The following is a 26510-nucleotide window of genomic DNA, read 5'->3' on the forward strand; positions in this document are numbered from 1 at the left end:
ATACGGACGTAAGCCGTTTATGAATAGGCTCGATTGGTTTTAACAATTAAAGACTATCAACCATCCACTCTTGTAGGCGAATGAAAGCCTCTCCCGCATAGAAGGCTCACCTGCTACCATCCCGCCAATGAAGGAGGACCAAACCCAGTTTAGGTGAATAACAAACCTCTTAAAGACGAAGCCTTTAGAAGGGAATCAGGTAAAGCTGAAAGGCCCCAGGGTGTGTCGAAATCAGTTTAAGGTTTCGCGGCCAGATTCTTCAGCAGCGAGCCAAGTTCTTTACTTTCCACCCGGGGAGCGTTCGGATACGTCAACTGCCCTTTTTTATCGAAAATCATGTAGCGGGGAATCGAAGCAATTTTCTGTTGTTGGATAAACGCGGAGCTAGCTGGATTGAGAGCCAGATAGCTATGCGTATACGTTTTCAAATCCTCCTGCTGGGCGGCTTTGTCCCATTTGCCCATGCTCTCATCCATGGATAAGTACAGGAAAGTAACCGGCTCATCTTTCAGGGCCTGACGTAATTCACGGGAGGCCGGCAGCGAGGCCCGGCAGGGAGCACACCAGCTGGCCCAGAAGTCCACATAAACTACCTTGCCTTTTTGCTGGGCGAGCAGGGTCGCCAGATCCGTTCGTTTGCCGGAAGCATTCTGAAGAAGTAGGCCCTTGGTGTTAATCCGGGCGGGATCAAACTCCAGGGCATATTCGCCGCGTACCCGGGTCAGGAGCAGCGAATCGGCGGCTACCTTCGTTAATTTGGTGTAATAGGTCAGAAACATATCGCGGGAGAAATCTTCCCGGATGGTGGCCAGTTGACGCGTCAGCAGCCAATCCCGTTCCCGAGCCGGAAAGAGTGGGGAAGTAGTGAGGTGATCGAATACCGCCCGGGAATCGACCAGCGTAGCACCGCCCGAAGAAATGTAACCCGCCCAGGGAATAATCCTGGATTCAACCACGGTTTCAAGCAAGGTTTGATAGTAGTAATCGTGCAGCCCCGCAATCGGAGCGGTGTATGTACGGAACCAGCCTTGCAGGGTTGAATCAGGCACCAGTCCCTGTTCAAAATCGATAATCCGGCGAATCTGTGCAATCTTGTGGGTATTGAATGTATAGAGCAGAGCGGGAATTTGCCGGTTTCGCTGCAGGGAGTCGTTCCGGCGTTCGGCGAGGACCATCTGTGTCTTCACGCGTTCGTACAATTCCCGCCGCAATTTCTGTTTGTATTGCCGCTTGATTGCTTCCTTTTTTTCAGACGGAATGGCCGTCCAGTTCGGATAGTCAGCCGTGATCCGCTTGCGGATCATAGGCGTGTAATTGAGGTACATACCCCAGGCCGAAAAGCCATCGGCTGAAGTATCATCCGCAAAAACGTCGGGATACGTTTCGCCCTTTTGGTTTTTAGCCAGAACACCCGTAGGCGTATACGTGAGGGTTAGGGTATCGCCTCGAAAAACGGGAAAATCAGTGTAGCTAAAGGGGTCAGTAAAATGCTTAAAAATGGCTCCCTGCGATTCCGGTACCAGGGTCATCTGCTGCGGACGGGTTCCCGCTTTTGCTTCATAAAATCGAAAGGAAGTGGAATCCTGCCAGTTAATCACAAATGAGTTCTGCATAGCTGGCCTTTTATCAACACGGAAGCTCGTATCGAAGCGATGAGCATTCGTAAACTGAATAACTGCGGGTTGAGCAGCGGCGGTACACGAAAGCAATACCAGCAAAGAAAGGATTCTCATGGTACAAATAGGGTTTAGAAGGTGTGTATTTTACTTGCCATGAAAACGTAAGCTATCCGCAGTTAGTATACGTTCATTCTTTTATAATTAATCTGTATTCTTACGAAAAAAAGCTACTGATTTATTTCAAACAAAGCAGGGATTACGATTGGTAAATACAGCTACGGTATTTGATTTTAATAGCTTTTATTCATCAGTTTTTGCCGAAAAATTACTTGATAAAGCTCCCTTTAATTAATAAAAATAATCTGCTCATTAGGCTGCTGCATCCGGACCTATGATTGAATTTCTGTAAAAATAAGCCGGAAGAAGCTTGCGTAAGAAATCTGCCATTGCAACCTTAGTCGATGTGTTTCCGTCCAAGCGGATCGAGCAATCTTTGTGTGTACCCGGTTCTAAGTCAGTTACCTGCGTTGGCTGTAATTCCTCTAGACTCCTGCTGTTTAAAGATGTTTTTCAGAAGGAACGCGAAGATGGAGTAATGGAGGGATCGGACTACAATCTGGTTTGTCCGGAAATGATAGAAGTAAAAAGAAGGTAAAGAATAATAAGCGTAAGGCATGGATTCAGAAAGCAAAAGCTTGTTCTAATAGAGGTCTTTTGAATAAAAGTAACCTCATTTTTAGAAATCCTGTATGTGTATGGTTGGCATAAATCAATTGAGTCAATTCAGCGAAATAGACCAAACAGAAGTGTAACTAGTACGAAAAAAGAGTGACCCCAAAGCGTCTGATGTATAGCAGTCACTTTGGGGTTACTTATCTGAGTATACGAATGTTAACCAGCAGGAATTATTTTATTAAATCCTTTTATCAATTAACCCTTCCTGTACTAACGCATCCCAAAAAGCTGGGGGGATGGTTTTGGTGGCCATTTCAATATTAGGTTTCACTTTATGCGGCTTGGTTGTACTTAAAGCTACACTGCTCACACCGGGCACGGTGAACCCGAAATTGAAACAGGCTTCGGCGGGTTTAATACCAAATTGTTCGCATACGGCCCAGAATTTTTCTCGCCATTCCAGCAGCTTTTGGCCTTCTGCCGTGTCAGCAGCTACCGGACGATAGTTGTAGTATTCACTGCCAATGAGAAAACCACCGTTGAACACGGCTGAGTTGATGACGACTACTCCTTTCTGGTGCAACTGCTCAATGAATTCAATCAGTGCCGCCGGATGATCGTGCAGGGTAAGGCTATTGGCAATCATCACCCAGTCCAGCTGTACATCTTTCGAAAGTCGTTCGATGATTCGCCACTGTTTGGCTCCTACGCCTACGCCCAGCACTTGTCCGGACGCTTTCAACTCGGCAAGAGCACGGTATGCGTCGAGAATATCCTGGTAGAGGCGTTCTTCTTCTTCCGGACTGGTGGCACGGGCCAGGTATTCATCGGGATCGTGTACGGAAGCCAGTTGGGAGCTGTACGAGCCCAGCAAGGCATTGCCCTGGTGAAAACATTCCAAAATACCTTCGTAGCTAATCCGCTGGACCGCATCATGGCTGAGCTCCTTCCAAACGCCGGGTTCAAATGTAGGCTCCGGCGTGGTAAGCGGCACCTGATACCAGCCCAGCTTGTTACTGATGAGCACGTCTTTCGGGTCAACCTTTAATTCTTCCAGACATTTCCCCAGGGATTCCAGGGCTAATCCCGCTCCGTATTTGCCTGCGGTGTCAAAAACGGCCTTGCCGGGTGAGTTTTCAACGCAGGCCTGTACAATGCTGAGCTTGGTTTCAAAAGGCGTTGCTTCATAAATGTTACCAAGGCAACTGGTTCCGAAAATGACGGGGGGAAGATCGATACCTGTTGAAGAAAGGGTTTGCATGAAAATTCGTTTAGGAAGCGAATACTAGACTGGAAAAGTAAAAATGGCCGGCGAAAAATGAAAACAAAACAGTAACGGCCGCTTAAACAATAGACTTTATCCGGATTGTTGGAACCTACAAAAGCGAAGGGAATAAGTGAAGAAATTGCTCTTTGCCTGTAGCCCCCTCAACCGCAGAAAGTTGTATCTACGGCTGAGGGGGTTAAGGTAGTTTCTTAATATCCAGGATTTTGAGTCAGGTTGGGGTTAATATCCCGTTCCGATTGCGGCACGGGCCATAATTCATTTCTGCCCGCTACAAAATTCCGTTTCTGGTACAAATAAAAGCCCTGACTATCGACCGGGAAAGCCGTATAGGTGGCTGGCGTATTGGTTAGTTTCATACCCGTAAACTGGCGATTGAGCTCCGCCGCTGCCGTTCCCCAGCGTTGAATATCAAAGTAATGCAGCCCTTCGAAGGCAAATTCTACTTTCCGTTCCCGGCGAATAATCGTTCGCAGGCTGGCGGGGTTGGTGGTGGTAACGGCGGGCATAGCTACCGAACTGCGTCCCCGGACCTGATTGATGGTGGCATTGAGCAGAGCCTGATCGATCGCCTCTCCGGCTTCCAGTTTTGATTCCAGATAGCTTAACAATACCTCCGGATACCGAATGAGCGGAAAGTTACCCCCGTAATTGGTCAGGCTTCCCGAAAACGACGGGTCCATGAACTTGTTGATGCAATAGCCACTCCAGTTGTAACGGGTAATGCGGTCGGGAGACGTAGAGGTGGGACTGGCTTCATAGGTAATCCCCTTGAACGTCGTACGGCCGGAAATCATGATGGTATAATCCAGACGTGGATCACGATTGGCGTAGGGGTCGCTGGACTTGTACAGTGGCGACTCTTCCACCGTTTTACCGTCCGTGCATTCATACGATTGAACCAGCTCGTTATAGGGAGAAAACTGATGCCATCCGCCGTAGGCTTCCGGGTAGAGGTATTGCAGCATGACGGTACTCAGAAAATCTTCCAGGTATTCGTGGGCAAACACGACTTCCTTGCTGTTTTCTCCCGTTTGTCGGAAGAGTTGGGCAAAGCCAGCCTGATCCACGCTGTAAACGCCACTATCGATGATCCGTTTGTAGGTGGCGACGGCATCGCTCCATTTCTTTTCGGCCATTTGCAGACGACCCAAAATGGCTAATGAGGCCCCGGACGTAATGCGGCCGCGTTCGCTGACCGGACGCGTGGAAGGAAGATTGGGGAAACTGCTTTTCAGTTCATTTTCAGCAAACGCCCATACTTCCGCTTTCGGGGTTCGCCTGATGCTGTTTGCCTCCGCGATGGTAAGCGTTTTAGTAGGCATGGGAACATCCCCGAAATACGTAGCCAGATTCAGGTACAAGTAAGCCCGAATCGTTTTTACTTCGGCTACCATCATGGCCTTGGTCGTCTCATTAATGGTAATGGTATTGACGCGATCCAGGAAATTATTACAGCGGGCAATGGTCACGTACGAATTGCTCCAGAAAGCACCCGTAAGCCAGTAGGTGGAGTTCAGGGTACCATTGGTTACGGCATCAGGGATGAGTTCTTTTTCAGAACCCAGGCCTGCCATCATATCGAGGTAGATCATGGACATGCCGCCAAAGAAATCTCCCGAAGCCCATCCCGAACCAAAATTATAACAGCCCACCAAGGCGAGGTTGGCATCTTTTTCGGTTTTCCAGAAGGTGGCATCCGAGATGGCATCCAGGGGTTGCTTATCGAAAAAATCGGACTTGCAGCTCGGTACAATTGTAGCCGTGAGAAGCGTTAGTAAACTGGTAACGATTCTTCGAGTAGTAGGGAAAAGTATATTTTTCATCGATGCTTGATCGTTTGTGCGTACTATAAGTTGAGATTAATGCCGAAGGTGTAGACCTTGGTAATGGGGTAGAACTGACTGCCATCGCCGCGATCGTTCGTCATTTCGGGGTCCAGCCTTTGTAGAACTTATTGAGCGAGATAAGATTCTCGCCGCTGAAATACAGACGTAGCCGGCTGATCTTCCATTTTTGCAGTACTTCCGCAGGGAGGCTATAACCTAGCTGTATATTTTTCAGGCGGGCAAAGCTACCATCCCGATTCCAGTAGGTAGAAGTTTGAATCGTTCCACTGCCCATTTGAAGGCTGGTCAGCTTGGGGTACTTTGCGTTGGGATCGGGGTTGTCCGTCGTCCAGCGATTTTCCACCTGCCAGCGTTGAATTTGTCCGCCATTATAAAACGCAAAGGCTGAGTACGAACCGATTTGCTTCTGATAACCCGCCAGTCCCTGAATCAACGCAGAGAAATCAAAGCCTTTATAATCAAGGGTTAGGTTCGCTCCGAACGTATATTTTGGAACGGTGTTGCCAATGATTTTTCGGTCATAGGTCGCATCGACCTTCCCATCGGGAACCCCGTTGGGACCGCTGATATCCTTGTAACGAACCAAGCCGGGCTGAGCGGCGTAGGGCTGGGCCGGGTATGTGCTGATGTCATCCGTATTCGTGAACAGGCCGTCCGCTTCATACCCGTATAAAATGCCAATGGGCTGTCCTACGAATAAGCCACTGCCGATGTTTTGCTGCAAGCCATCGGCTAAGCCGGTAATGCGGTTTTTGATGTAAGAGAAGTTAGGCGAAATGGCCCAGTTCACCCCGTTGCTTTTGCCTCGGTACGTCAGTTGAGCTTCAAAGCCCGTATTTTTTACGCTTCCTACGTTCACAGATGACGTACCTAAGCCCAGCGTAGAAGAGGTGGCAACGGTATAGAGAACCCCGGTCGTTTTCTTATCGAATACGTCGAGAACCATACTTAACTTCCCTTTCCACAATGTTACATCCAGCCCCAGGTTGGAAATCGCCGTTTCTTCCCAGGTAATGTCTCCGTTGCTAAGCCGGGTCGTCGCAGCTCCCGTAGCCATAGCCCCGCCGAAAGAGTAGTTCTGGCCTAAACTTACCAGGTTCTGGTACGGGTACGTGCCTACGTTCTGATTGCCCAGTATCCCCCAGGAAGCCCGCAGTTTCAGGTTGTCCAGCCAAGTAGCCGAGCGAAGAAAGGCTTCTTCGGAAATACGCCAGCCGGCAGAGAAGGAGGGGAACACGCCCCAGCGACCTTTGGCCGGAAAGCGGGAGGTGCCGTCGGCTCGCAGGTTGGCTTCCAGTAAATACCGATCTTTAAATGCGTAGTTAAGCCGCCCGAAAACCGATCGAATGCCCCAGGAAGAAGCCGAGCCCGAAACACTCATGCCCGTGGCCGAAGCCGCATTCAGCTCGTACAGCAGGGAAGTAGGAAAGTCTCGGCGGTAGCCCGAAATATAAGAATCATTGTATTCTTCCTGCGAGACACCCCCAAGAATGGTAAAGGAATGATCCTGAATGACTTTAGCGTAGGAAAGCAGCGATTGCAGCGTTACCTGCGTACCCTGTCCGGAGTAGACATTAAGGTTATTGGGACCAACGTATTTATTGGCATCGAACTGGAAATCAGAAGCATAGGTCTTGTTGTAACTGCTCCAGAAGTTATAGCCGACTTTACCGCTTAAATTTAGTCCAGGCAGAATGTTCCAGTTCATTTCGGCACCACCTAAAAAGTATTTATTGGTGCCTTTATAAAAGGAGTTACTGGATAACCAGGCTTCCGGGCTATAATTATCCTGGTAGCCGTAAGTGCCATCGGATTTGCGTCCGGCGTAGATGGGCCCCTGACGAACGGCCATGTTAATAATACTGTTCATGCCACCGCCGTTCGAGTTAGGCGAATGATTTTCGGATGTGTAGCCTTGCAGGCTCACTTTCAGCGTCAGCTTATCACTGAGCTGACTATCATTGTTGAAGAGGAAGTTGTAACGAGTGTATCCGTTTTTGGCCACAATGCCGTCCTGGGACAGGTAACTCGCGGAAAACAAATTGCGGCTCCGCTCCGTACCGCCCGCAAAATTCAGAGCGTGGGACATTTGAAAACCACTGCCCGAAGTCAGCAGGTTTTTGAAATGCGGCACGTTGGGATAGTTATCGGGGTCCGACTGGTTGCGGAACGTCTCAATTTGAGCGTCGGTGTAGGAGGGCGACTGACCCGCATTGACATTCGCTTCATTGCGGAGTTTGGCATATTCCCAGGAATCCACGAATTCGGGCAAAGCGGTGGGCTTTTGCCAGCCCAGGTAATTGTTATACGTTACCTGAAGTTTGCCACTCTGGCCCCGTTTGGTTTCAATGAGGATCACTCCATTGGCGGCCCGGCTTCCGTAAATGGAGGCAGAGGCCGCATCTTTAAGGACCGAAATACTCTTGATGTTGTTGGGATCGACGTCGTTGATGGAAGTGGCTAGCCCATCCACCAGAATCAGAGGTCCTCCACCGGCCCCGTAGGAACCAATGCCCCGGATGGTGATCCCGGCTCCATTATTGCCGGGCTGTCCCGATCCTTGGGAGACGACCGCTCCCGTTATCAAACCCGCCAGGGCCTGAGAAACCTGCGTGATGGGACGGTTCTCAATTTCTTTCGTTGAAATGCTGGAAACCGAGCCCGTTACGTTTACTTTTTTCTGCGTACCATATCCTACCACGACGACTTCGGTAAGGGCTTTGGTATCGGTTTGAAGCACAATCTCTACCGCCGTCTTACTGGAGTTAACTGCAACGCTCTGGCTGATGTAACCAACGGAAGAGATCAGTAAGGTCCCCGCATCCGTGGGAATGCTGAGCGAAAATTTCCCGTCAGCATCGGAAGTGGTACCGATGTTCGCGTTTTCCTGGAGGCGAATCGTAGCTCCCGGAACCGTCGTTCCTTTCTCATCCGTAAGCTTACCCGTGATACTGAAGGCGATGCTTTTTCCGGCGGGGAAGCCGCTGGGATTCGCGTTTTGGGAGTAAGGAAAGCAGGAATTCGATTGGATTCCGCCTTTGAAACGCCCGCAATCAGCAGGCATCCCATGAGCACCGCTCGCTGGACCATTCGCTGGTGAGGAGGTAGTAAAAATAGGTTTTTCATAAGATGTAATGAGCATGAAGACAATAAGATTCCGGCAGCTCCGGGACAGGAGCTGTTACTAGGTTTGAAAAGGGCTAAGGGAAAGCGTATGCTTCAGAAATAAGGAACGCGTACTGGCGATTCGGTACTAGACGTTTAGGACTAACCGTAAAAATGCAGTAGATGAAAGGCTATTGGGTGCCCACTTCAGCTATGAGGAAGCGGGCACCCGGCCATTCACTACTAGAGGTTTAAGGGTGAAATACTAAATCAATGAATTGTTTTGGGGTGAGCTATTCGGTAATTCAGTTGGCGGGCCATTGGGAAGCACACTTCAGGATACCTGAAGCATGCACATCCCGGCCACTCACTAAACCATGTTTTTAACGCTTATTGATATACGTTTTTAGTGATTAGAAATCTAGGATACCTAATCCGGTATTTTACTAGAGAGGTTAAGCAGGAACCAGGGTAAAGATGCGATTCATGGGTACCCATTTTTCGTTTTCAGCGGACCAGCTAAGCGGAAGTTGAAATTGCGACATGAGGGCTTCCCATTCCATTACTTTGGCATTGTTGCGATCCATTTCCTCTTTTAGACTGAAATCAAAGTCATCCTTCGTTTCCATGATCATGAAGAGGCGATTGCCGGTTCGATAGATTTCCATACCCGTGATGCCACTTGACAGGATGCTTTGCGTTACTTCGGGCCAGGCATTTTCGGATTGATGGTATCGCTCATATTCATGGATAAGCTCAGGATCGTCCTTTAAATCCAGGGCAAGGCAGAACTTTTTCATACGCGGATCTAAACAATTTTCAGGGCATTGGCATAGGATAGAGCCGGTTTATTTTCGGGAATCTGCACGACAAGGCCCTGGCTGGTTTGCTCAAACGACAGCGAATCATTGCCTCCGAGCAGCGAAACGCGGCGAACGGGGGTCGGATGTAAGCCCTTCTCGGTAGCCAGCGAAGTAATCACCACTTTGCCGTTCTCGGGCCAGCCCATGACGGTCGCATACAAGGCGTCACCTTTGGCCGTGAACCGAATGTCCTGGGCGGTAAACGCTTTGCCTTTGCCTTCGTTGAAGCCCTGAGCTGACAGGGGGGCGGCTCCTTCCTGAGCCGGGCCTTCGCCAAATACCTTCCAGGGCCGCGTGCCGTAGATGGCTTCGTTGTTGACTTTCATCCAGTTACCAATTTCGGTCACCACCGCCCGCTCCTGCTCATCAATACTGCCATCGCCCCGTACCGGAATATTAAGCATCAGGTTTCCATTCTTACTGACTACGTCAACTAAGGTGTGAATGACCGTTTTAGCCGATTTATACCCTTTCCGATCGTATACCGCCCGGTTATAGTGCCAGTCGCCAATGCAGGTATCGGTTTGCCAGGGCAGGGGTTCAATGGCATTACTCTGTCCTCTTTCGATATCCCAGACCATGCATTTTCGCTGCTGCTCATCGAGCACTTTGCCAAACACGATCGCCTGTTGATTCCCTTGCTTGTCTATGTTTTTGTTGTAAAGGTGAGCGGCAATTTTTAGCCCAGCGTCATCGATGGGCCACAGCGGCAGAGCCGTATCATCGAAATAGATGAATTTGGGATTGTACTGATCAATGAGATCAATGGTTCGCTTTAAAAACTTGTCGCAGTATGCTTTGGTGGGTTTAGCCACTCCATTGCCCCAGTTCCACTGGCTGTGAATCATGCCGTCGTCCCAGCTGTTTTTACTCAGGGGGTGATTCTGGGCGTATAATTCCTGAGGATCCATGCCTTCCCACCACTTGCCTTTTCCATCGGCTTTGGTCACGTTGCCGTCGTAAGGAACGCCCTTGTTAGGCCCTTGTTTGTCGCTCCGCTGAGCCGTTTCCATCCAGCTCCAGGCATGGGCCGCGTGCACGCTGACTCCAAAGGGAAGGCCTTGGCGGCGAGCGGCTTTTTCCCAGCCGCCGATGATGTCTTTCCTGGGACCTACCTTCGTTGAATTCCAGGACTGGTATTTGCTGTTATACAGATCCAGGTTGTCATGGTGATTAGCCATGGCCATAAAATACTGAGCTCCCGCCTGCTTATAAAAAGCCACCAGCTCTTCCGGATTCCAGTTTTCGGCTTTCCACTCATGAATCACATCCTTAAAGCCAAATTTGGAAGGATGTCCGTATTTGTTGAGGTGATATTTGTATTGATGACTGCCTTCCTGATACATGCCCCGGGCGTACCAGTCGCCGGCTTCCGGCTGACACTGCGGCCCCCAGTGAGCCCAAATCCCAAATTTAGCATCCTTAAACCACGTCGGTGTCTGAAACTGTTCCAGCGATTGCCAGGTGGGTAAGAACGGGCCTTTCCGGGTTCTGGCCAGTTCAGCCAACAAAGGATTGGAAAGAGCCAGCGTGGGTAATAAACCAAGCGTACTTTTAAGGAGGGATCTACGATTCATAGGTGAATGCTTAGGCTAGCGTAAGACGCCTTTAGAACAGCTAATTGATAATACAAATGTATAGTATAATAAAATGTTTGAATTGTACAAAAAGGATTTTAATTTTAACAAATCGGGTTTTTGTGTAAGTTTGAAAATTTGGCAGAAATTCAGGTAGAAAGTTAATTAATCTAACTATCAATGACTTATGCATAATACAGGCTTTAAAACCACTTTTTCATTGTTACATACCGACTATGTCCAGTTGAACAAATCGTGGAATTATCGGGACGTGATGAGTCCTTTCTATCGGATTTATCTCATTGATGGCGGTTTGGGTTCGCTCGGGGATACGGATCAGTCCCTGGTACTGGAAGCGGGGCACCTGTATCTGATTCCCAGCTTCACCCGATGCGATCACGCCTGCAATGATTGGCTCAGTCAATATTACGTGCATATTCTGGAAGAGAATCCGGCTGGATTGTCGCTGTTCGCCTCCAGCCGTCGGGTGATCAAAATCAAATCGATTCCGGAAGATTTAATTCTCTTCAGGCGGCTGTTACAATTAAATCCCGGGCGGGATTTAAGAAGGAGTGATGACCCCAGAGAATATCAGAATCAACCCTTGCTGAAGGATTTCAAACAGCGAAATAATGAGATTCCCTTTGCCGCCTATGTGGAAACCAATGGCCTGATTTTGCAATTGCTGTCCCGTTTTCTGGGAAACGACGAGTGGCTATCCTCGCAGCAAACCCGGATACCGGCTAAAATTGAGCAGGCCATGAACTACATCCAGCAGCAGTTAAGCAATACAATAACCGTCGAGATATTAGCCGATCAGGTAAGTCAGAGTGCCCATTATTTTTCTAAACTGTTTCTACAGGCAACGGGTCAGCGTCCCCTGGAATATTTGCTGCAAAAAAGAATCGAGAAAGCTCAGTTTTTGATGCTCACGACCCCCCTGAGCTTATCGGAAATCGCGGTTGAAACAGGCTTTGAGAGCTTGTCTTACTTTTCCAGAAGCTTTAAAAAGGTTACCGGACAAAGTGCCAGTCAGTACAGCCGGGCGAATATGTTTTAAGTAGAGGAGACCAATGGTGGTTTTTACAGTAGGACCGTAGGCAAGGTTTGTAAGACAACAAAGGAGAACCTGTGTTCAAAAAACATATATAATATTCTGATTTACAGTTGTTTGTATTGGTAAGTGATAGTGGCGGAATGGACAGGCGAAATTTTTAGGAAACGTAAGTTTCAAAGAGAGAAGTATGCTCAGGACTCTTAACGGATCGGTTTTAGTTAAATCATTTGCTCTGAATAGGTAAGGAACACTTGGTGAAAGGAAAGTACATCGTCAGAGGAACGATCGTTCATACGCTGCAACGGCATCCTGGAATCAGAGCATCCGACACAGGGTGAATGACGGCGTCTGCTGCTTCCATAACCGTAACTTTATCAGCAGGCCTGAGTTATATAGGCAGGCAGGAGGGTTAGCCTCGTATCGCTGGATAAAAATGAGTCGGTATTTACTGGTTATACTTTGTAGTTTAGGATTAAAGGCGTACGGACAATCGTTTCAAAATGAGGTGCGTCACCGGGCCGTGTTCTGGACTGAATTGAATTACGTTTATAAAATCAATACCAGGTGGAGTTTGCAGTTAGATCATCAGTATCGTCGGCAGGCCGATGACCATGGTCGCGATCTTAACGTATTCCGGCATCCGCTTTTACAGGTGTTCAGGCCCTGGGTTAATTACCAGCTTTCGAAACCCGTCCGTTTGTCGCTTTCCCCCATCGGGGTGTGGTGGAACTGGGGAAAAACCAATCAGTACCAGCCAATTACCTTCTTTCAGGAAATTCGGGTTATTCCTCAATTACAGATCACCAAGCCTTTGAAAAAGGGTGAATTTGTTCAGCGATACCGGGCGGAACTACGATGGCCCTCGCACACGGATACCCTGGCAACTTCCTATATCTTTCTGTCGGACGGCGAATCTCAGGAAGTACTGGCCGACCGATTCAATGTTCGCTTACGGGCCATGGCTCGCTGGATCAATCCGCTGAACAAAAAGTGGTACACCCATGTCAGCGTAGAGCCAATGGCGGTGATTTCTCCTTCCATTACTCACTTCGATCAAAACCGAACGTACCTGGCGATGGGCAGGTACGTAAAGAAAAACCTTCGGGTGGAAGTCGGGTATCTAAACCAGTTTGCCGTTCAGCGAATTCCGGATGAAGCACTACGCATCTACCGATTTAATCACGCACTGCACCTGTTTGTGTACCTGGAGAATCTGCTTGACAAGTAGGTTTTCATCACTTTTTCTTCGCATACAGCCGTTCAAAAATGAACAGCGTGTTGTACGCTTCTGAACAGTCGATGATTGTTTACTGGATGATTATCAGGTCTTTATGTTTTCTGAAAAGGGAAAGGCATAGTTTTAACTATACTTTAGAATACGACAGGGAAGTGTAGTCGCTGTGGTGAAATCCTTCCGTGCAGGCAAGTAAGCGTATTCTCCAAAGAGTTCCGGAAAACAAGCTCCATGCTAATCAGCCATCTCAAAACCGCAAGACGCATCTTAAGCCGTAACAAAGTTTTTTCGGTCATTAATGTGATCGGCCTGGCTTTGGGGATGGCGAGTAGTTTGCTCATCTACCTTTGGGTACAGGACGAGTACAGCATTGGTAAACACTACAAAAACGCCTCTCATTTATACCGGATTTACGAACGTCACTTTCGGAATGGGGAGGTCAGTGCCTCAACCGGAACGCCCGCTTTACTGCCTGCCGAGCTACAGGAGCAGTTTCCGGAGATTGCGTACGCGGCGGGATTGACCTGGGAAGAACCGCACCTGATTCAGGCGGAGCAAAAAACAATGCGGGGCATGGGCCGTTCGGCCGGTGCCGACTGGTTTCGGATGTATGAGATTCCACTCGTAGCGGGCAATCCAGCTACGGCACTTCAGCATCCGGGCAGTATAGCCATTTCCCGGCAGATGGCTGAACGCTTATTTGGCGGGGGTACGCAGGCGTTGGGGAAAACGGTACGGCTTGATAATCAAAAAGATTACCAAGTCTCAGCGATATTCGAAGGCGTACCTAACCCTGGGGAAGACCCGTATGATTTTCTGGTAAGCTGGTCGGACTTCCTGAGCCAGAATTCCTGGGCGAAGGAATGGGGAACGAGTAGCCCGCAAACCCGCCTTCAGCTCAAACCCGGAACGGATGTTGCCGCTTTTGAAGCAAAGATTAAATCATTTTTGAAGGGTAAGCACCCCGGAATGGGGCCAGGTTTTACTATAGAATTGTTCTTGCAGCCGGAAACAGAGGCCTATCTGTACGATGACCTGTCGAGTGGCTATGCGACTGACGGACGAATCGCATACGTGCGGTTATTCAGCGTGGTAGCTCTTTTTCTCCTCCTGATCGCCTGTATTAATTTTATGAACTTGGCTACAGCCCGTTCGGTAAAACGGGCGAAAGAAGTAGGCGTACGGAAGGTATTGGGAGCTGGGCAAAAACAACTGATCGGGCAGTTCCTAAGCGAAGCCCTGCTGCTGGCTTTACCCGCCCTGATTGTAGCTCTTGAACTTGCCTCCCTGGTTTTGCCGGCTTTTAATGCGTTAACCGGAAAGCAGATGGAGCTACCGCTAACCAGCCCCTCTTTCTGGCTGATGCTGGTGGGGCTCTGGGCCTTCGTGGGCGTGATCTCCGGGAGCTATCCGGCTCTGTATTTATCTTCCCTGCAGGCGGGTCGGGTACTCAAGAGTGCTTTTCGGTTGGCCGGAGGAGCCCTCACGTTTCGCCAGGGCTTAGTAGCTTTTCAGTTCACCTTGTCCATCCTTCTGATTATTGGAACCCTGGTCTCTATCGACAGCTCGATTATATGCAGACCAAGGATTTAGGCTATGAGAAAGGAAATCTGATCTACCTGACCGCCGAAGGAACCATAGCGTCCAACTACGAAATCTTCAAGCAGGAACTCTTACGTCAGCCCGCGATACAGAGTGTGACCAGAGTCAACGATCGCTTGTCTGATTTTGGAAATAGCACAAACAGCGTTCACTGGCTGGGAAAAGCGGCGGACCAGAATAGTGACTTTCAGATTCAGTCCGTAGGATATGATTTGGTAAAAACCCTGAAACTAACGGTCAAAGGACGCGACTTTTCCGCCGCTTTGGCTACTGACTCCACCAATTATCTGATTAACGAAGCCGCCGCCAAACGTCTACCTTATCTGGAGCCGCTGGGTAAAGACTTATCCGTCTGGAACAAACCGGGTAAGATCATTGGGGTAGTCAAAGATTTCCACTTCGGGTCTTTGCATAAAACCATAGAACCTTTAATTATCCGGCTTAATACAGAGGCTTCCGGGCAAACGATTATGATCCGCACCAGGCCCCGTGCCAGTCAAACGGCCCTGGCCCAGATCCAGACCTTGTATAAGCGATTTAATGCAGAGTACCCGTTCAGCTATCAGTTTGCTGAAGTAGACTATGAACGATTGTACCAAAAGGAAAGCGTCGTTGGCGTACTGGCTAATGTGTTTGCGGGACTGGCTATCGTCATTGCCTGCCTGGGCCTCTTCGGACTGGCAGCTTTCACGGCAGAACAGCGAACCAAAGAAATCGGTATTCGAAAGGTACTGGGAGCATCCATTCCCGGCATTGTTGCCCTGCTTTCGAAGGATCTTCTGATCGTCGTGCTGGGAGCCAGCATCCTGCTACGCCCATTGCCTGGTATCTTATGAGCCAATGGCTCGAAGGCTTTGCGTATCGCACCACACTATCGGGCTGGCTTTTTGCAGGGGCGGGTCTGTTCGCTGTACTCGTCGCCTTGCTAACGGTCAGTGGTCAGGGAATCAAAGCCGCTCTTTCGAATCCGGTCAAAACGCTGAGAAGTGAATAGATCCCTAAAGGGTATGTTTTTTCTGCTGCTTCGTATGGATAGCTTGGGTACGAATTAAAAATTCCCTTGTACCGGGCTGGGAGACAGTCCATTGCTAAACAAAATTAAACTGCTCCTTTAACAAGCGGGCCACTTTACCCTCGGGGTCCATCGGCTTGACTTTTTGCGGTTTTACTTTCCGGTAGGTAATAGATACCCGTCTTTCGCGATGCTGTATCTGACCATCAACCACATCCTTTTTCCGGGGCGGGATGGCATGCTTCCACTTCAGCCGGGCTTCATCCTGCATCACGTACAGCGAACGGCGGGGGATTTCCACATCAATCACTTCCAGATTCTTCCCTCTGATAAACCGCATGATACAGCCACTGCCCAGATTGACCCCGCAGATCTGGTTATCATAGTAATTACGGTCCTTGTGAGGTTTAATGCCTTCGCCGGGTTCATACTCATTGATGATAACCTGGTCGGGCTGGTGGAGAAGGATGTGTTGCTCAACAATTTCCTTGGATAGCTGGTAAATCAACGAAGGCATTTCAACCGGGAATTTGATCAGATCATACGGTTTATCGAGTTCATTCCGATAGCCGTAGTACTGCAATCTTCTTTTATAATCCACAATCCAGGTTTGATGATCAATCTCCTGCACTAATTGTGCTTCTCTGGCTTCATCAATGAAGTCAGGGTATAGAAATAAACCGGGCACTGCTGTTTCCATGTACTTGCTAAGGTTTCTAATTGAAAAAATAGAGTTGCTTTTAAGCTGCAGGTATGACGTAAAGCCTCTCGCTTCCCGGATACGAATGATAAAGAACTGTTCCCATAGCCTACTGATGAAGTTGCACCCCCCACCACTAGCTGTGCCTCGGCACTGGACAGGGGTACGGTCTGCCTATGGCAAGTCCATACGCTATTGATCGGTAAAGTGGTTTCGGGACTTCGTTCCAGAAAATCGGAAAAGATGGCTGATTAAATGGAGTACGCCAGATCAACAGGCAAACAGGCCAGTTTCGATGCCAATGAAGGAAAATCAGAAAAATTGCCATATTGTTGTCGAATATACTATATTTGTGACAACAAAAACAATGCAATGAGAAAATTAGCATTTGCTTCCCTTCAGGTAAGGGATCTGGAAATCTCCAAAACGTTTTACATCACCCAACTAGGGTTTGAAGAAGCTGGAATTCCTAACCCTCAGGCTTGTGTATTTCGCTATAACCAGGGCGAGGCCAGCTTTGCCATCCGAACGCCCCTGAGTAATCTGGAAGGAAAAGAGCTGGGTATCGGTACTTCCCTCTGGTTCGCCATCGATGAAGCAATTGAAGACCTCCAGGCTCAGTTAATAGCCAGGAATGTGCCCCTGCTGGGACCGATTCAGGTAACGCCTTTCGGGAAAATCCTGGTTGTCAGCGACCCCGACGGATACAACATCACCTTTCTGAAAGCAAACTAGCCTGATTGGTATGAACAGAGAACCCAAATACTGGATCATCGTAGCATCGAAGGATCATGTCAAAACCGGACTTGCCGGGGGCTTTGCTCAGGCCTGTCATGGTAAGGCGTCACCTTTGAAAAGAATGCGTAAGGATGATTTCCTGATTTATTATTCGGGAAAGCAGACGATGGGAAGACCCGAAGCGTGCCAGGAATTTACTGCCATCGGTAAGGTTGTGGATGACGAAGTGTATCAGGTCCGGGTATCCGAGGACTTTTGCCCCTCCAGACGTACCATTGAATTTTTGCCGGGTAGGGATGTTTCCATTTTGCCCTTACTTTCGGGATTGAATTTTATCCAGAATAAGAAAAGCTGGGGCTATCCATTCCGTTTTGGTTTTTTCGAAATTGATCGGCATGATTTCGAATGGATCGCTTCACGCATGTTAACCGAAGACGATGTCCCAACGCATTGAATTTCATTTTAAAAACCCCGAAGACAGTCCGGGTTTTCTTCTGGGGCAACTGACCCTACTGTGGCAGCGGAAACAAAAGCGGGTCCTGGATCCTCTGGACCTAACGCATACGCAGTTTGCCCTGCTCTGTGCTCTGGCCTGGCTGTTGAGGGAAAGTGATAAGGTCACGCAGGTTGACATCGCCATGCAGAGCAATGCGGATCGGATGATGGTATCGAAAGTACTGCGGACGCTGGAAGAGAAGCAGTTCATTACCCGTCAGGAACATCCGACCGATACCCGGGCGAAGACAATCAAATTGACTCCGGAGGGAGAACGGGTACTGCAAAAAGCCATTGTCAGCGTAGAAACGGCCGATTTGGAGTTCTTCAATCAGATAGGAACCGATGTACAAACGTTCAATGCAACCATGGCAGCACTGATCAAAGAAAATGCGAAAAAAGCGTAAACTCAAGCGGTGACGGGCTCAGTTGAACCTGAAAAGTTTACGCAATGGTTTGGTTAGACGCAAGCCCCTCACCACTAGTTTTTTGTAGATAGACACTGTATTGTCGGTTGTCCGTTAATCTCCCCTGAATAAACGGCAAAGATCCCAGGGAGTCTTTTAATCCCCTTGGCTAAAAAATAAGTACTCTGGTTAACTCAGCTTCCCTTCCCCGTTTGTCCAAAGCAGGCAAAACAATCCTAACCTGGCTAAAAAATTAATACAACATTAACACAGGATCAGTGCTTTATACGGTTGATCACCGCTACGCTATACGGCACCACCATCATGATCCATGCCTATACCATTGCTGTCGGTCCATCGTTGCTGGATGATTTACAGGCCTGGCTCACTCAAATTCGCTTCGTACATGAAGGGATACGGGAACGAATCGGAATCAGGTATTTCTGCGGAATTATTCCTTTTATTCTTTGCGTACTGAAACCAGCAGGGAATGAAGAGTAGCACGTGCCTACATCGAGTCAACACGGTGCTGCTGTACCTGGTAAGTATAAAAAGGCACGGATAGATAGTTTAACCATAGGAGTAGTTATACATCTAATAAAAAGAGGGGGCCAAACTCCTCATCAATTGACGAAATAAAACACTTATTCTAAGTACTACTTTCCTATTATACCGAGTATGATGAAAATTACGGTCGAATTTATGGTGGACGACCACTTTCCTGAAGAATGGTACGAAGTGCTGAGTGCCTTTGCTGGTTTAGAGCTGGACTTACCCCATGAACTGGTGCCTCAGGTAGGCGATCACCTCGACTTTAAGGTAACAACGTTTGTTGATCCTCCGGATTTCTGGGTGGATGCTACTGAGGAAGACGAATTACAGCAGTACGAAATAGCCGATCAGCTTTTGGCCGATCAGGAACTGGCCGTCGTAAAACGGGTTTTTAGTGGAGATCGCATCCGTTTGTACTTTCATATTGATGGGGTTCATCCCGCAGCAGAAACGGACTGAGCAAAGGCTTTCCAGGCAATTTAAGTCTGGATTTAAATAAACTCCCACTGCCTGGCGGAGCAGTGGGAGCGAGGTTGGCTACGAATCAACTAATCGTAATAAGCAATAAGGAAGTGTTGGCGGCTTTAAAAAGGTAGATAAATATAGCTGGGAGCATTAGCAAAAAGTGTCGCCATTCCCACCCAAAAAAGAAATTTTATAATCAAGTAATGCCGGCAGGTCCATTCATAACCGAAGCTTAATCCTGGCTTCACAGTAGGTTTTTAGTAGATAGGCTTTAGCTCAGGTGCTGATGCAGCTTCCGTCAGCGATAGTATTTCTCCATAGCTTTCCTTCTCGTTTCTGGATTGATTAGCCAAAGACCTTTTTACAGGCTTTGAAGAAAGCCGTTCGGTCAAAGTTTGTCTTCAACGGCTTGTATGATTTACGGATTGAATTCGCTTCTTGCATCCATAGTTCTGAAATGCAGGCAGTAATGCAGGCCGTTACGTGGGAGGGCTTTGCTCAGACTTTGGCTATTCTGGGCAATAATCCTCGGTTCCTCGATGCTTTCCAGTGGGGATAGACTCCAGTTGGGTTCAGTACCCCTCAACCAAAGCTCAGGCAGGCAAACTTCATGCGTACTGATCCACCGTTTAGTGGGGCTTCCGTCGTGGTCCATACGGAAACGATTCTTACATAAATACTGCCTATGTCATTTTAAAGCCTCCAGGTATAGACACGGGTTGCTATTATTCAAGATTTTAAGACGGTGTTCATTATGTTGATCAACAGCCATTTAATGGAGATTTGAAAAGGAATAAAAGACCTGAACCCGTACGTAGTTCATCCAGGCAAAATGCTGGCCGGCGGTTTTGAAAAAGGGTTTTCGACGGGATAGGAAACGATCAGCAGCCGTTTTTGTTTATCAGGGATGTATAGAGAGCGTAGTCCGAAAAAAAGTCAGGCTAACGGGCACTACCTTTCAAAGAAGATCGCTTTCCTGAATCAGATTCTGCTTTCCTTTAGGAAAGTACTATACAAAAGAAAGCAGGTCTGGTTACATTTACGGAATCGTTACTGCCAGGAATTAATTTCTTACATCAGAGAAGTTCCATCCGGGCAGTATGCACGCCATTAATACAAAGTCATGATGAATCATCAGAATATAGCTTACTCGCTTTTAGAACTCGCTCTGGCTCCGGAAGGGACTACCATCAAAGAGACGCTGAACAACTCCCTGGCTCTGGCTCAGGAAGCGGAGGCCTTAAACTTTACCCGATACTGGTTTGCTGAACACCATAATGCAGAGCATATTGGCAGTAATGCTCCTTCCATCCTCATCGGCTACGTAGCCGAAAACACCCGTACGCTTCGGGTCGGGTCGGGAGGGATCATGCTTCCTAATCATTCACCCCTGATTGTCGCCGAACAGTTTGGTACCCTGGCTCAGTTGTATCCCAACCGCATTGACCTGGGTCTGGGAAGAGCCCCGGGGACGGATGGTCAGACGGCTCATGCCATTCGATCTGATTTCATGGAAGCGGCCCAGTCCTTTCCGCAGGAAGTAAGTAAGATCAAACGTACTTTTCCAGTGAAAACCAGGGATCAAAAGTACGAGCTCCCATCGCCGAGGGCACCGAAGTTCCGCTGTATATCCTGGGTTCGAGTACCGATAGTGCTCACCTGGCCGCCAAAAAAGGACTGCCTTATGCGTTTGCCAGCCATTTTGCTTCTACGCATTTATTGAACGCCCTGGCTATCTACCGCCGGGAATTCCAGCCTTCTCCGTTTCTGCGTGAGCCGTACACAATAGCCGGCGTCAACGTACTGATTGCTGATACCGATGAGGAAGCAGAAAAACTATACACGACTCTTATCCGCATGTTTCTGGGGGTATTGACGGGGGCAAAAGATGCATTGCAGCCCCCGACTGAAATGACGGACGAATTCCGGCAAATTCTGAAACATCCTACCCTGAATCAAATGCTGAAATATTCGTTTGTGGGTAGTAAGGCAACCGTAAAAAGGCAAATTGAGGCATTTCTAACCGAAACGCAGGTTAATGAATTGATTGCCGTATCCACTACCTATGATTTTGAAGACCGGATAAAGTCGATTCGGTTGTTTGCAGAGGTAATGCAGGAGATCAATGCCAGCAAAACGGTAGCAAGTAATGCATTGGTCTCGTAAATCAGGAGTACGGGATGTTGATAATCAAGCGGGGAAGTCTTCAAAATCAGGGTAGTTTGATCTGATTAGTCCTGACAAGAACCATTGAAACGGGCGTAAGAAATCTACGCCCGTTTTTCTTTCTTCAACCCATCGTGTGAATGATACGGGTGCCTGCCCAGGTAGTGATGGATCTTAACCGGAACTGCCCCAACCCCGCTAGCACGAGCCTTACCCACTAAAAAGCCGGGCTACTGTTCTTCAAACCTCTACCTGCATGATCTTCTTTCGATGATTAAGCCCCCAGTCTTTCAACGCGTAAATAATGGGCGTTAGCGTATCAGCATAGGCGTCGGCCTGGTAGGAAATCTTCACGGGATACCCCTCAATAATGATTCGCTTGATGAGTTTGTGCTCTTCCAACTCCTTCAATTCCTTGGCCAACACCTTGGGCGTGATGCCCGGAATACTATTCTGAATATCGGTAAACCGCTCATTACCAACGGTAATCGAAATAATGATGGGCAGTTTCCACTTGCCATTAATTACATCCAGCGTATCCCGAACGGGTTTGATGGTTTCCAGACAATTGCAATAGCCCTTTTTAGTTTCCATGTACTGCTTGTAAATATGTTGCTTTCTTAAAGGAAAGTGCTATACAAAGGAAAGTATAAGGGTCTGGTTTTGCAAAACAATTCATCTCCATCCGTAAGGAAATGGGAATCATACGATCCGGTACTGTTGGTCGCACATGGGCGGGCATTCGCAGTTGAATGTCAGCGAGCACTTCCGGTACGTTTGCAACGCTTTGCAGGCGTCGGAAAAGATTCTTCGGTGCTGGTTGTCTGGCAAACGGCTTCCGAAAAAACACCAGTCATTTTGAGGTATAGCGGAATCAGGACGGAGAACATTGGAATGTATTAGGCACGCAGAAAGCTCGTGGCGAAAGCCAGTCATTGATTAACTACCGCTTTGTGGACGAGTATCCGTTACGCGGCATTAATTATTACCGACTGAAAATGATGGACAAGGATGACACTTTTACGTATACGCGTGCTCAAAGCGTGGAGATGGCCCGGGGAACGGCAATTGTCTATCCCAATCCTGTAGCAGAGACGCTTTATTTGAAAAACGTAGAGGCAACTCTGGTGCGGGAAGTCGTACTACAGGACCTGCGTGGCGTAGTGTTCTTCCGGTCGTCTGATTGCCCAGCCAGGGGTATAAACGTTCGCAAAGTGACTAAAGGCACCTATCTACTCACGGTTATCGAGCACAGTGGGTTTGCCAGGAGCTATAAGGTCATTATTGGTCACTAATCAGGCTATTGCGTGGTATTCATGCATGGGCTAAGTTCAACGCTGCAGAAGCAACAAGGCTGCCTGTAAGCAGGGAATAGGTTGTTAAGTAGGCCTGTTTTTTCTGTTAGCTTATCCTTTTAACTTCTGCTCTGGTACTTCGTTGAATAAACGCGGGGGTACGCGGTGCAAACTTTTCGTTCACTGCAGAGTTGTACAGAGACTCCGATGCCTGAAGATTACGAGCGGGATTGAATGGCTTTGTGGCATTCGCTCTTTGATTGTCTCTACGTCTATGGTACCCGCAAAATCCGGCTTGTACGAAAGCATAGGAGGCGGTATGATTACGGAACTTCCATCCACAGCGGGTACTTAGGTCCATCGAACCCTTGCATTCAAAAACGAAATTTGAACCAGAATTTCCGATTAAACAGCCATTTCAAACGAGTTAGCAGTGTTTTCCCGAAGAAATTCATTATTCATAGAAATATAATTAATATTGTGTTTTGTTAAGAACCAAAACTAAATGAATACCTACACGCTAAGAAAATGGATGATTGGAGTTTGGCTATTGGTGTTATTCTCAGCGATAGGAATTCTGTTTTGGTATAACTCCTGGGTATATCTGATTCCCACTCCCATTCCCCAAAACTATAAACCGGTTCCGGTAGGATCGGTGCTTTCAATACAGGGACTTACCCCGGAGCACAAGCCTACGCTTCTTCACTTTTATAACCCGGATTGCCCCTGTTCCCGATTTAACCTGACGCATTTCCGATCGTTGGTCAAAGCCTATCAATCGCAGGTTAATTTTGTGGTTGTCGTGATGAGCAGTAAAAACTATTCGATAGCCGCGATCCAGGAACGGATCGGCCTTACCTTGCCTGTTCTGTTTGAAAAATCAGTGGCTGAACAGTGCGGGGTCTATTCAACGCCGCAAGCGGTTTTACTGACGTCTGAGCAGCAATTGTTTTACCGGGGTAATTATAATCGCAGTCGCTACTGCACGGATGAACAAACCAGTTACGCCAAAATGGCCCTTGCGAAACTAGTGAACCATCGGGTGGCAGGAGACTTTGATGCTCTGGCGTTGAAAGCGTACGGCTGTGTTCTGCCCGTTTGCCAGATGCCCCAGTGATTGGTTCTGGGTCCGAAAGTTTGCGTTGAAAACACTGAAAAACATTACTACCCAGCCCGAGAGAGCTGAATTCCTGATTAGCCCAGCCGCATGCCGATCCTGCTGGCTCCAGGCTCCTGAAAATGTTCATTCCCTCTTCCTTCGAATGAATCCCTTATACTGATTACGCGTACCCAGTGCCCCGCCTTTTATTTTAGCTCTTGATAATCAATGCTTCCTGAATCTATTCAAACCGCCAAAACGCCTTTATCATCAGGTACAGAACCGGCCTTTATCTCCTCCGTCAAAGAGCGATCGGACCGCCTGATGAATTACTTCCTGATCGGCTACTTTTTAATAGGACTGGTACTGGCTACTTTCTACGACACCTGGCTGATCGCCCTGGGCGTTGGAGGACTTTCGCTACTGGCGTACTACTCGACCAAACGGGCATTGCCCAACTCGGACCTTTATCAGTATGTACTGAGTGCAGTGCTGGGTATTTTCATGGCCCAGTACATCTACCAGATGCACGGCCTCTTTGAGATGCATTTTTACGCCTTCATTGGCAGTGCTATTTTGATTACCTATCAGAAATGGCAATTACAGATACCCATAATGATTGTGGTGCTGGTCCATCATGCCATTTTTGGTTATTTGCAGAATACCGGCTATTCCCAATTGTACTTTACCCGGCTGGATTACTTTGACCTGCTAACGTTTGTCATTCACATCTTTCTGGCGGCCGTTATCTTTTTCATTGGTGGTCTGTGGGCGTACATGATGAAAAAATACAGCGAATTGCAACGGATTCAGGCCCAGAAAATGGCCGATCTGGAGAAAGAAGCCACCCTTTCCAGAGAGCGACAACGGAATGAACTGATTCAAAAAGAAATCAACAGTCGGCTGGTAGCTGCTAATCTGGCCCTGGAGAAAGCCCGGGCGGAAGCAGAAAAAGCAAATCAGGCGAAAAGTGTGTTTTTAGCCACGATGAGCCATGAAATTCGCACGCCCATGAATGGCGTGATTGGCATGGCCGCTCTGCTTCAGGAAACGCATTTGACGTCCGAGCAACGCGACTACACGGAAACCATCGTTAAATGCGGCGATTCCCTGATCAATGTGATTAATGACATTCTTGATTTTTCCAAGATTGAATCCGGTAGTTTAGAACTCGAGCAGGAGGATTTCATCCTTCGCCAGTGCATTGAAGATGTGCTGGATATTTTCGCTACCAAGGCCATGGAGGCCCAACTCGATTTGATCTATCAGATCGAAGAAGATGTACCCGTACAGATTGTCGGAGATTCGTTGCGGCTGAAGCAAATTCTGGTCAATCTGGTAGGAAACGGCATCAAGTTTACCGAAAAAGGGGAGGTTTGCCTGTCCGTATCACTCGGAGTCACGGAAGATCCTTCCGTCATCCAGCTTCACTTTTCGGTGCGGGATACGGGGATTGGTATTCCCAGCCATAAGATAGGGCGTTTGTTCAAGTCCTTTTCACAGGTAGATTCGACGACGACCCGCAAGTACGGCGGTTCGGGTCTGGGACTAGCCATTTCTGCCCGACTGGTTGATTTAATGGGCGGCAAAATCAGGGTTGATAGTCAGCCGGGTTGTGGCTCGACGTTTTCGTTTACTATGCAGTGCCAGAACAGTACCAGGTCGCTGATGCCTCAGGCCCAGCACCAGATGGAAGGGCAGGAAGGCAAGCAGGTATTATTGGTCGATGACAACACTACCAATCTGACCATTCTGAAGCGGCAGTTTGAGATCTGGAAATTCCATCCAATGCTGGCTTCTTCGGGTGAGATGGCCCTGGAGGTACTGGCGGCTCATCCAGGCATTGATCTGGTCATTACCGATATGCAAATGCCAGTGATGGACGGAGTGATGCTGGCGGAGCAAATCAAAAGGCAAATGCCTCATCTGCCGATCATTTTGCTGAGTTCCATCGGGAAAGAGCTGGATCACAGACAACGGCAGTTGTTTGTCTCGACGCTTAGCAAACCCATCCGGCAACACGAACTGATTAAGCACCTGCTGGACGCACTACACTGGCAGGCGTCGGTTCCGAAGCAACCCGCGGTTCCGGGTAAACTGAGTACCCAGGTTAGCGAACAATACCCCCTGACTCTGATGGTGGCGGAGGACAATGCGATTAATCAGCGGGTTATCAAAACTATTCTGGTGAAACTAGGGTACGAGCCTGATCTGGTCGATGATGGTCAGCAGGCGGTTGAAGCCGCCAGCCAGAAAAAATATGATCTGATATTGATGGACATGCAAATGCCCGTAATGGATGGCCTGGAAGCTACGCTACTCATTCGCCAGACCCTGTCGCATCAGCCCATCGTCATTGCGTTGACGGCTAACGTCATGAGTGGGGTCGAACAAACGTGTCTGGAGGCGGGTATGGATGATTACCTGGCCAAACCGGTTAAACTGGAAGAATTGATCAGTAAGCTTGAAAAATGGCACCCCAAAGTAGTCACTACGATCGAGTAAGGTCTGGAAAGGCACGGGCACTATCCTCAGTAGTTTTTTGAGACGGAAAGTCAGGCTTACTCTGTCAATAAAGGATAATTCCCTTAAGCTGATTCGAAGCGTTTATTTCCAGATACGCAGGGAAGCAAAAGGGAGCGGGATAGCCCATCCTGAGGAGACGAAAAGAAGCCCGCCGAATGCGACACAGGTTTGCGTTCGGCGGGCTTCTC

Annotated in this window: 22 protein-coding genes and 1 pseudogene; 15 read left to right on the forward strand and 8 right to left on the reverse strand. The window is 48.4% G+C overall.

Going from position 1 to position 26510, the window contains the following annotated elements; translation table 11 throughout:
* Window positions 1-236: 236 nt before the first annotated feature.
* The 6 genes from BWI93_RS23380 to BWI93_RS23405 form a co-directional block, all read right to left on the reverse strand.
* Window positions 237-1733, reverse strand: a complete 1497-nt coding sequence (locus BWI93_RS23380) for a TlpA disulfide reductase family protein (protein ID WP_094815921.1) — start codon at window positions 1731-1733, stop codon at window positions 237-239.
* A gap of 799 nt (window positions 1734-2532) precedes the next feature.
* Complete coding sequence (locus BWI93_RS23385) at window positions 2533-3555, reverse strand: aldo/keto reductase (RefSeq protein ID WP_094815923.1); 1023 nt, start codon at window positions 3553-3555, stop codon at window positions 2533-2535.
* A 215-nt stretch (window positions 3556-3770) separates the two neighbouring features.
* Window positions 3771-5405: a RagB/SusD family nutrient uptake outer membrane protein gene (locus tag BWI93_RS23390; RefSeq protein ID WP_094815925.1), complete on the reverse strand. Its 1635-nt coding sequence runs from the start codon at window positions 5403-5405 to the stop codon at window positions 3771-3773.
* Between the two features lie 100 nt (window positions 5406-5505).
* Complete coding sequence (locus BWI93_RS23395; protein ID WP_094815927.1) at window positions 5506-8571, reverse strand: TonB-dependent receptor; 3066 nt, start codon at window positions 8569-8571, stop codon at window positions 5506-5508.
* A gap of 418 nt (window positions 8572-8989) precedes the next feature.
* On the reverse strand, window positions 8990-9334 hold the full coding sequence (locus tag BWI93_RS23400; RefSeq protein WP_094815929.1) for an L-rhamnose mutarotase: 345 nt from the start codon (window positions 9332-9334) through the stop codon (window positions 8990-8992).
* An 8-nt stretch (window positions 9335-9342) separates the two neighbouring features.
* Window positions 9343-10974, reverse strand: a complete 1632-nt coding sequence (locus BWI93_RS23405; protein WP_094815931.1) for an alpha-L-fucosidase — start codon at window positions 10972-10974, stop codon at window positions 9343-9345.
* Between the two features lie 220 nt (window positions 10975-11194).
* Between BWI93_RS23405 and BWI93_RS23410 the strand changes: the two genes are divergently transcribed.
* The 5 genes from BWI93_RS23410 to BWI93_RS29165 all read left to right on the forward strand — a co-directional run bounded on the left by BWI93_RS23410 (window position 11195) and on the right by BWI93_RS29165 (window position 15861).
* Window positions 11195-12034: a helix-turn-helix domain-containing protein gene (locus tag BWI93_RS23410; RefSeq protein ID WP_176454308.1), complete on the forward strand. Its 840-nt coding sequence runs from the start codon at window positions 11195-11197 to the stop codon at window positions 12032-12034.
* Window positions 12035-12464: 430 nt separating this feature from the next.
* Window positions 12465-13259, forward strand: coding sequence for a DUF2490 domain-containing protein (locus tag BWI93_RS23415; protein ID WP_094815935.1), 795 nt, complete (start codon window positions 12465-12467; stop codon window positions 13257-13259).
* Between the two features lie 237 nt (window positions 13260-13496).
* On the forward strand, window positions 13497-14858 hold the full coding sequence (locus BWI93_RS29155; RefSeq protein WP_255158031.1) for an ABC transporter permease: 1362 nt from the start codon (window positions 13497-13499) through the stop codon (window positions 14856-14858).
* The gene (locus tag BWI93_RS29160; RefSeq protein ID WP_255158032.1) at window positions 14840-15703 is read left to right on the forward strand and encodes an ABC transporter permease; all 864 of its coding nucleotides are present in this window, start codon (window positions 14840-14842) and stop codon (window positions 15701-15703) included. The genes BWI93_RS29155 and BWI93_RS29160 overlap by 19 nt, the downstream gene beginning before the upstream one ends.
* Complete coding sequence (locus BWI93_RS29165) at window positions 15700-15861, forward strand: hypothetical protein (RefSeq protein ID WP_255158033.1); 162 nt, start codon at window positions 15700-15702, stop codon at window positions 15859-15861. Before BWI93_RS29160 ends, BWI93_RS29165 begins: the two co-directional genes overlap by 4 nt.
* 94 nt (window positions 15862-15955) lie before the next feature.
* Here BWI93_RS29165 and BWI93_RS23425 read toward each other — a convergent pair whose 3' ends face one another.
* The gene (locus tag BWI93_RS23425) at window positions 15956-16579 is read right to left on the reverse strand and encodes an alpha-ketoglutarate-dependent dioxygenase AlkB (protein ID WP_094815937.1); all 624 of its coding nucleotides are present in this window, start codon (window positions 16577-16579) and stop codon (window positions 15956-15958) included.
* Window positions 16580-16951: 372 nt separating this feature from the next.
* Between BWI93_RS23425 and BWI93_RS23430 the strand changes: the two genes are divergently transcribed.
* The 7 genes and pseudogenes from BWI93_RS23430 to BWI93_RS29820 all read left to right on the forward strand — a co-directional run bounded on the left by BWI93_RS23430 (window position 16952) and on the right by BWI93_RS29820 (window position 21402).
* Window positions 16952-17314 carry a VOC family protein gene (locus BWI93_RS23430; protein ID WP_094815939.1) on the forward strand — a complete coding sequence of 121 codons (363 nt, stop codon included), beginning with the start codon at window positions 16952-16954 and terminating at the stop codon, window positions 17312-17314.
* Between the two features lie 10 nt (window positions 17315-17324).
* Entirely contained in the window at window positions 17325-17771 is a 447-nt protein-coding gene (locus BWI93_RS23435) for an EVE domain-containing protein (RefSeq protein WP_094815941.1), read from the forward strand.
* A complete protein-coding gene (locus tag BWI93_RS23440; RefSeq protein ID WP_094815943.1) occupies window positions 17755-18219 on the forward strand; it encodes a MarR family winged helix-turn-helix transcriptional regulator in 465 nt (154 codons plus the stop codon). Before BWI93_RS23435 ends, BWI93_RS23440 begins: the two co-directional genes overlap by 17 nt.
* 291 nt (window positions 18220-18510) lie before the next feature.
* Window positions 18511-18720: a hypothetical protein gene (locus BWI93_RS23445; RefSeq protein WP_094815945.1), complete on the forward strand. Its 210-nt coding sequence runs from the start codon at window positions 18511-18513 to the stop codon at window positions 18718-18720.
* Between the two features lie 177 nt (window positions 18721-18897).
* Window positions 18898-19230 carry a hypothetical protein gene (locus BWI93_RS23450; RefSeq protein WP_141217577.1) on the forward strand — a complete coding sequence of 111 codons (333 nt, stop codon included), beginning with the start codon at window positions 18898-18900 and terminating at the stop codon, window positions 19228-19230.
* A 1132-nt stretch (window positions 19231-20362) separates the two neighbouring features.
* A pseudogene (locus BWI93_RS29815) lies at window positions 20363-20731 on the forward strand (MsnO8 family LLM class oxidoreductase); the annotation flags it as partial.
* A gap of 104 nt (window positions 20732-20835) precedes the next feature.
* The gene (locus BWI93_RS29820) at window positions 20836-21402 is read left to right on the forward strand and encodes an LLM class flavin-dependent oxidoreductase (protein WP_369679213.1); all 567 of its coding nucleotides are present in this window, start codon (window positions 20836-20838) and stop codon (window positions 21400-21402) included.
* A 240-nt stretch (window positions 21403-21642) separates the two neighbouring features.
* Here BWI93_RS29820 and BWI93_RS23465 read toward each other — a convergent pair whose 3' ends face one another.
* Window positions 21643-21996 carry a helix-turn-helix domain-containing protein gene (locus BWI93_RS23465; RefSeq protein ID WP_094815951.1) on the reverse strand — a complete coding sequence of 118 codons (354 nt, stop codon included), beginning with the start codon at window positions 21994-21996 and terminating at the stop codon, window positions 21643-21645.
* Window positions 21997-22337: 341 nt separating this feature from the next.
* Here BWI93_RS23465 and BWI93_RS23470 point away from each other — a divergent pair, with 341 nt between their 5' ends.
* The 3 genes from BWI93_RS23470 (at window position 22338) to BWI93_RS23480 (ending at window position 26301) form a co-directional block, all read left to right on the forward strand.
* Complete coding sequence (locus BWI93_RS23470) at window positions 22338-22697, forward strand: T9SS type A sorting domain-containing protein (RefSeq protein WP_094815953.1); 360 nt, start codon at window positions 22338-22340, stop codon at window positions 22695-22697.
* A gap of 505 nt (window positions 22698-23202) precedes the next feature.
* A complete protein-coding gene (locus tag BWI93_RS23475; protein ID WP_094815955.1) occupies window positions 23203-23814 on the forward strand; it encodes a peroxiredoxin in 612 nt (203 codons plus the stop codon).
* 210 nt (window positions 23815-24024) lie between these two features.
* A complete protein-coding gene (locus tag BWI93_RS23480) occupies window positions 24025-26301 on the forward strand; it encodes a response regulator (RefSeq protein ID WP_094815957.1) in 2277 nt (758 codons plus the stop codon).
* Window positions 26302-26510 lie beyond the last annotated feature (209 nt).

The organism is Siphonobacter sp. BAB-5385 (assembly GCF_002261125.1).
Taxonomy (GTDB): Bacteria; Bacteroidota; Bacteroidia; order Cytophagales; family Spirosomataceae; genus Siphonobacter.

Coding starts and splice junctions, on each gene's coding strand:
- BWI93_RS23435 (WP_094815941.1), top strand. CDS start 17,325: ATGAACAGAGAACCCAAATACTGGATCATCGTAGCATCGAAGGATCAT.
- BWI93_RS23465 (WP_094815951.1), bottom strand. CDS start 21,996: ATGGAAACTAAAAAGGGCTATTGCAATTGTCTGGAAACCATCAAACCC.
- BWI93_RS23395 (WP_094815927.1), bottom strand. CDS start 8,571: ATGCTCATTACATCTTATGAAAAACCTATTTTTACTACCTCCTCACCA.
- BWI93_RS23480 (WP_094815957.1), top strand. CDS start 24,025: ATGCTTCCTGAATCTATTCAAACCGCCAAAACGCCTTTATCATCAGGT.
- BWI93_RS23415 (WP_094815935.1), top strand. CDS start 12,465: ATGAGTCGGTATTTACTGGTTATACTTTGTAGTTTAGGATTAAAGGCG.
- BWI93_RS23400 (WP_094815929.1), bottom strand. CDS start 9,334: ATGAAAAAGTTCTGCCTTGCCCTGGATTTAAAGGACGATCCTGAGCTT.
- BWI93_RS29165 (WP_255158033.1), top strand. CDS start 15,700: ATGAGCCAATGGCTCGAAGGCTTTGCGTATCGCACCACACTATCGGGC.
- BWI93_RS23450 (WP_141217577.1), top strand. CDS start 18,898: ATGATGAAAATTACGGTCGAATTTATGGTGGACGACCACTTTCCTGAA.
- BWI93_RS23405 (WP_094815931.1), bottom strand. CDS start 10,974: ATGAATCGTAGATCCCTCCTTAAAAGTACGCTTGGTTTATTACCCACG.
- BWI93_RS23440 (WP_094815943.1), top strand. CDS start 17,755: ATGTCCCAACGCATTGAATTTCATTTTAAAAACCCCGAAGACAGTCCG.
- BWI93_RS23475 (WP_094815955.1), top strand. CDS start 23,203: ATGAATACCTACACGCTAAGAAAATGGATGATTGGAGTTTGGCTATTG.
- BWI93_RS23390 (WP_094815925.1), bottom strand. CDS start 5,405: ATGAAAAATATACTTTTCCCTACTACTCGAAGAATCGTTACCAGTTTA.
- BWI93_RS29155 (WP_255158031.1), top strand. CDS start 13,497: ATGCTAATCAGCCATCTCAAAACCGCAAGACGCATCTTAAGCCGTAAC.
- BWI93_RS23430 (WP_094815939.1), top strand. CDS start 16,952: ATGAGAAAATTAGCATTTGCTTCCCTTCAGGTAAGGGATCTGGAAATC.
- BWI93_RS23385 (WP_094815923.1), bottom strand. CDS start 3,555: ATGCAAACCCTTTCTTCAACAGGTATCGATCTTCCCCCCGTCATTTTC.
- BWI93_RS23380 (WP_094815921.1), bottom strand. CDS start 1,733: ATGAGAATCCTTTCTTTGCTGGTATTGCTTTCGTGTACCGCCGCTGCT.
- BWI93_RS23425 (WP_094815937.1), bottom strand. CDS start 16,579: ATGGAAACAGCAGTGCCCGGTTTATTTCTATACCCTGACTTCATTGAT.
- BWI93_RS29160 (WP_255158032.1), top strand. CDS start 14,840: ATGCAGACCAAGGATTTAGGCTATGAGAAAGGAAATCTGATCTACCTG.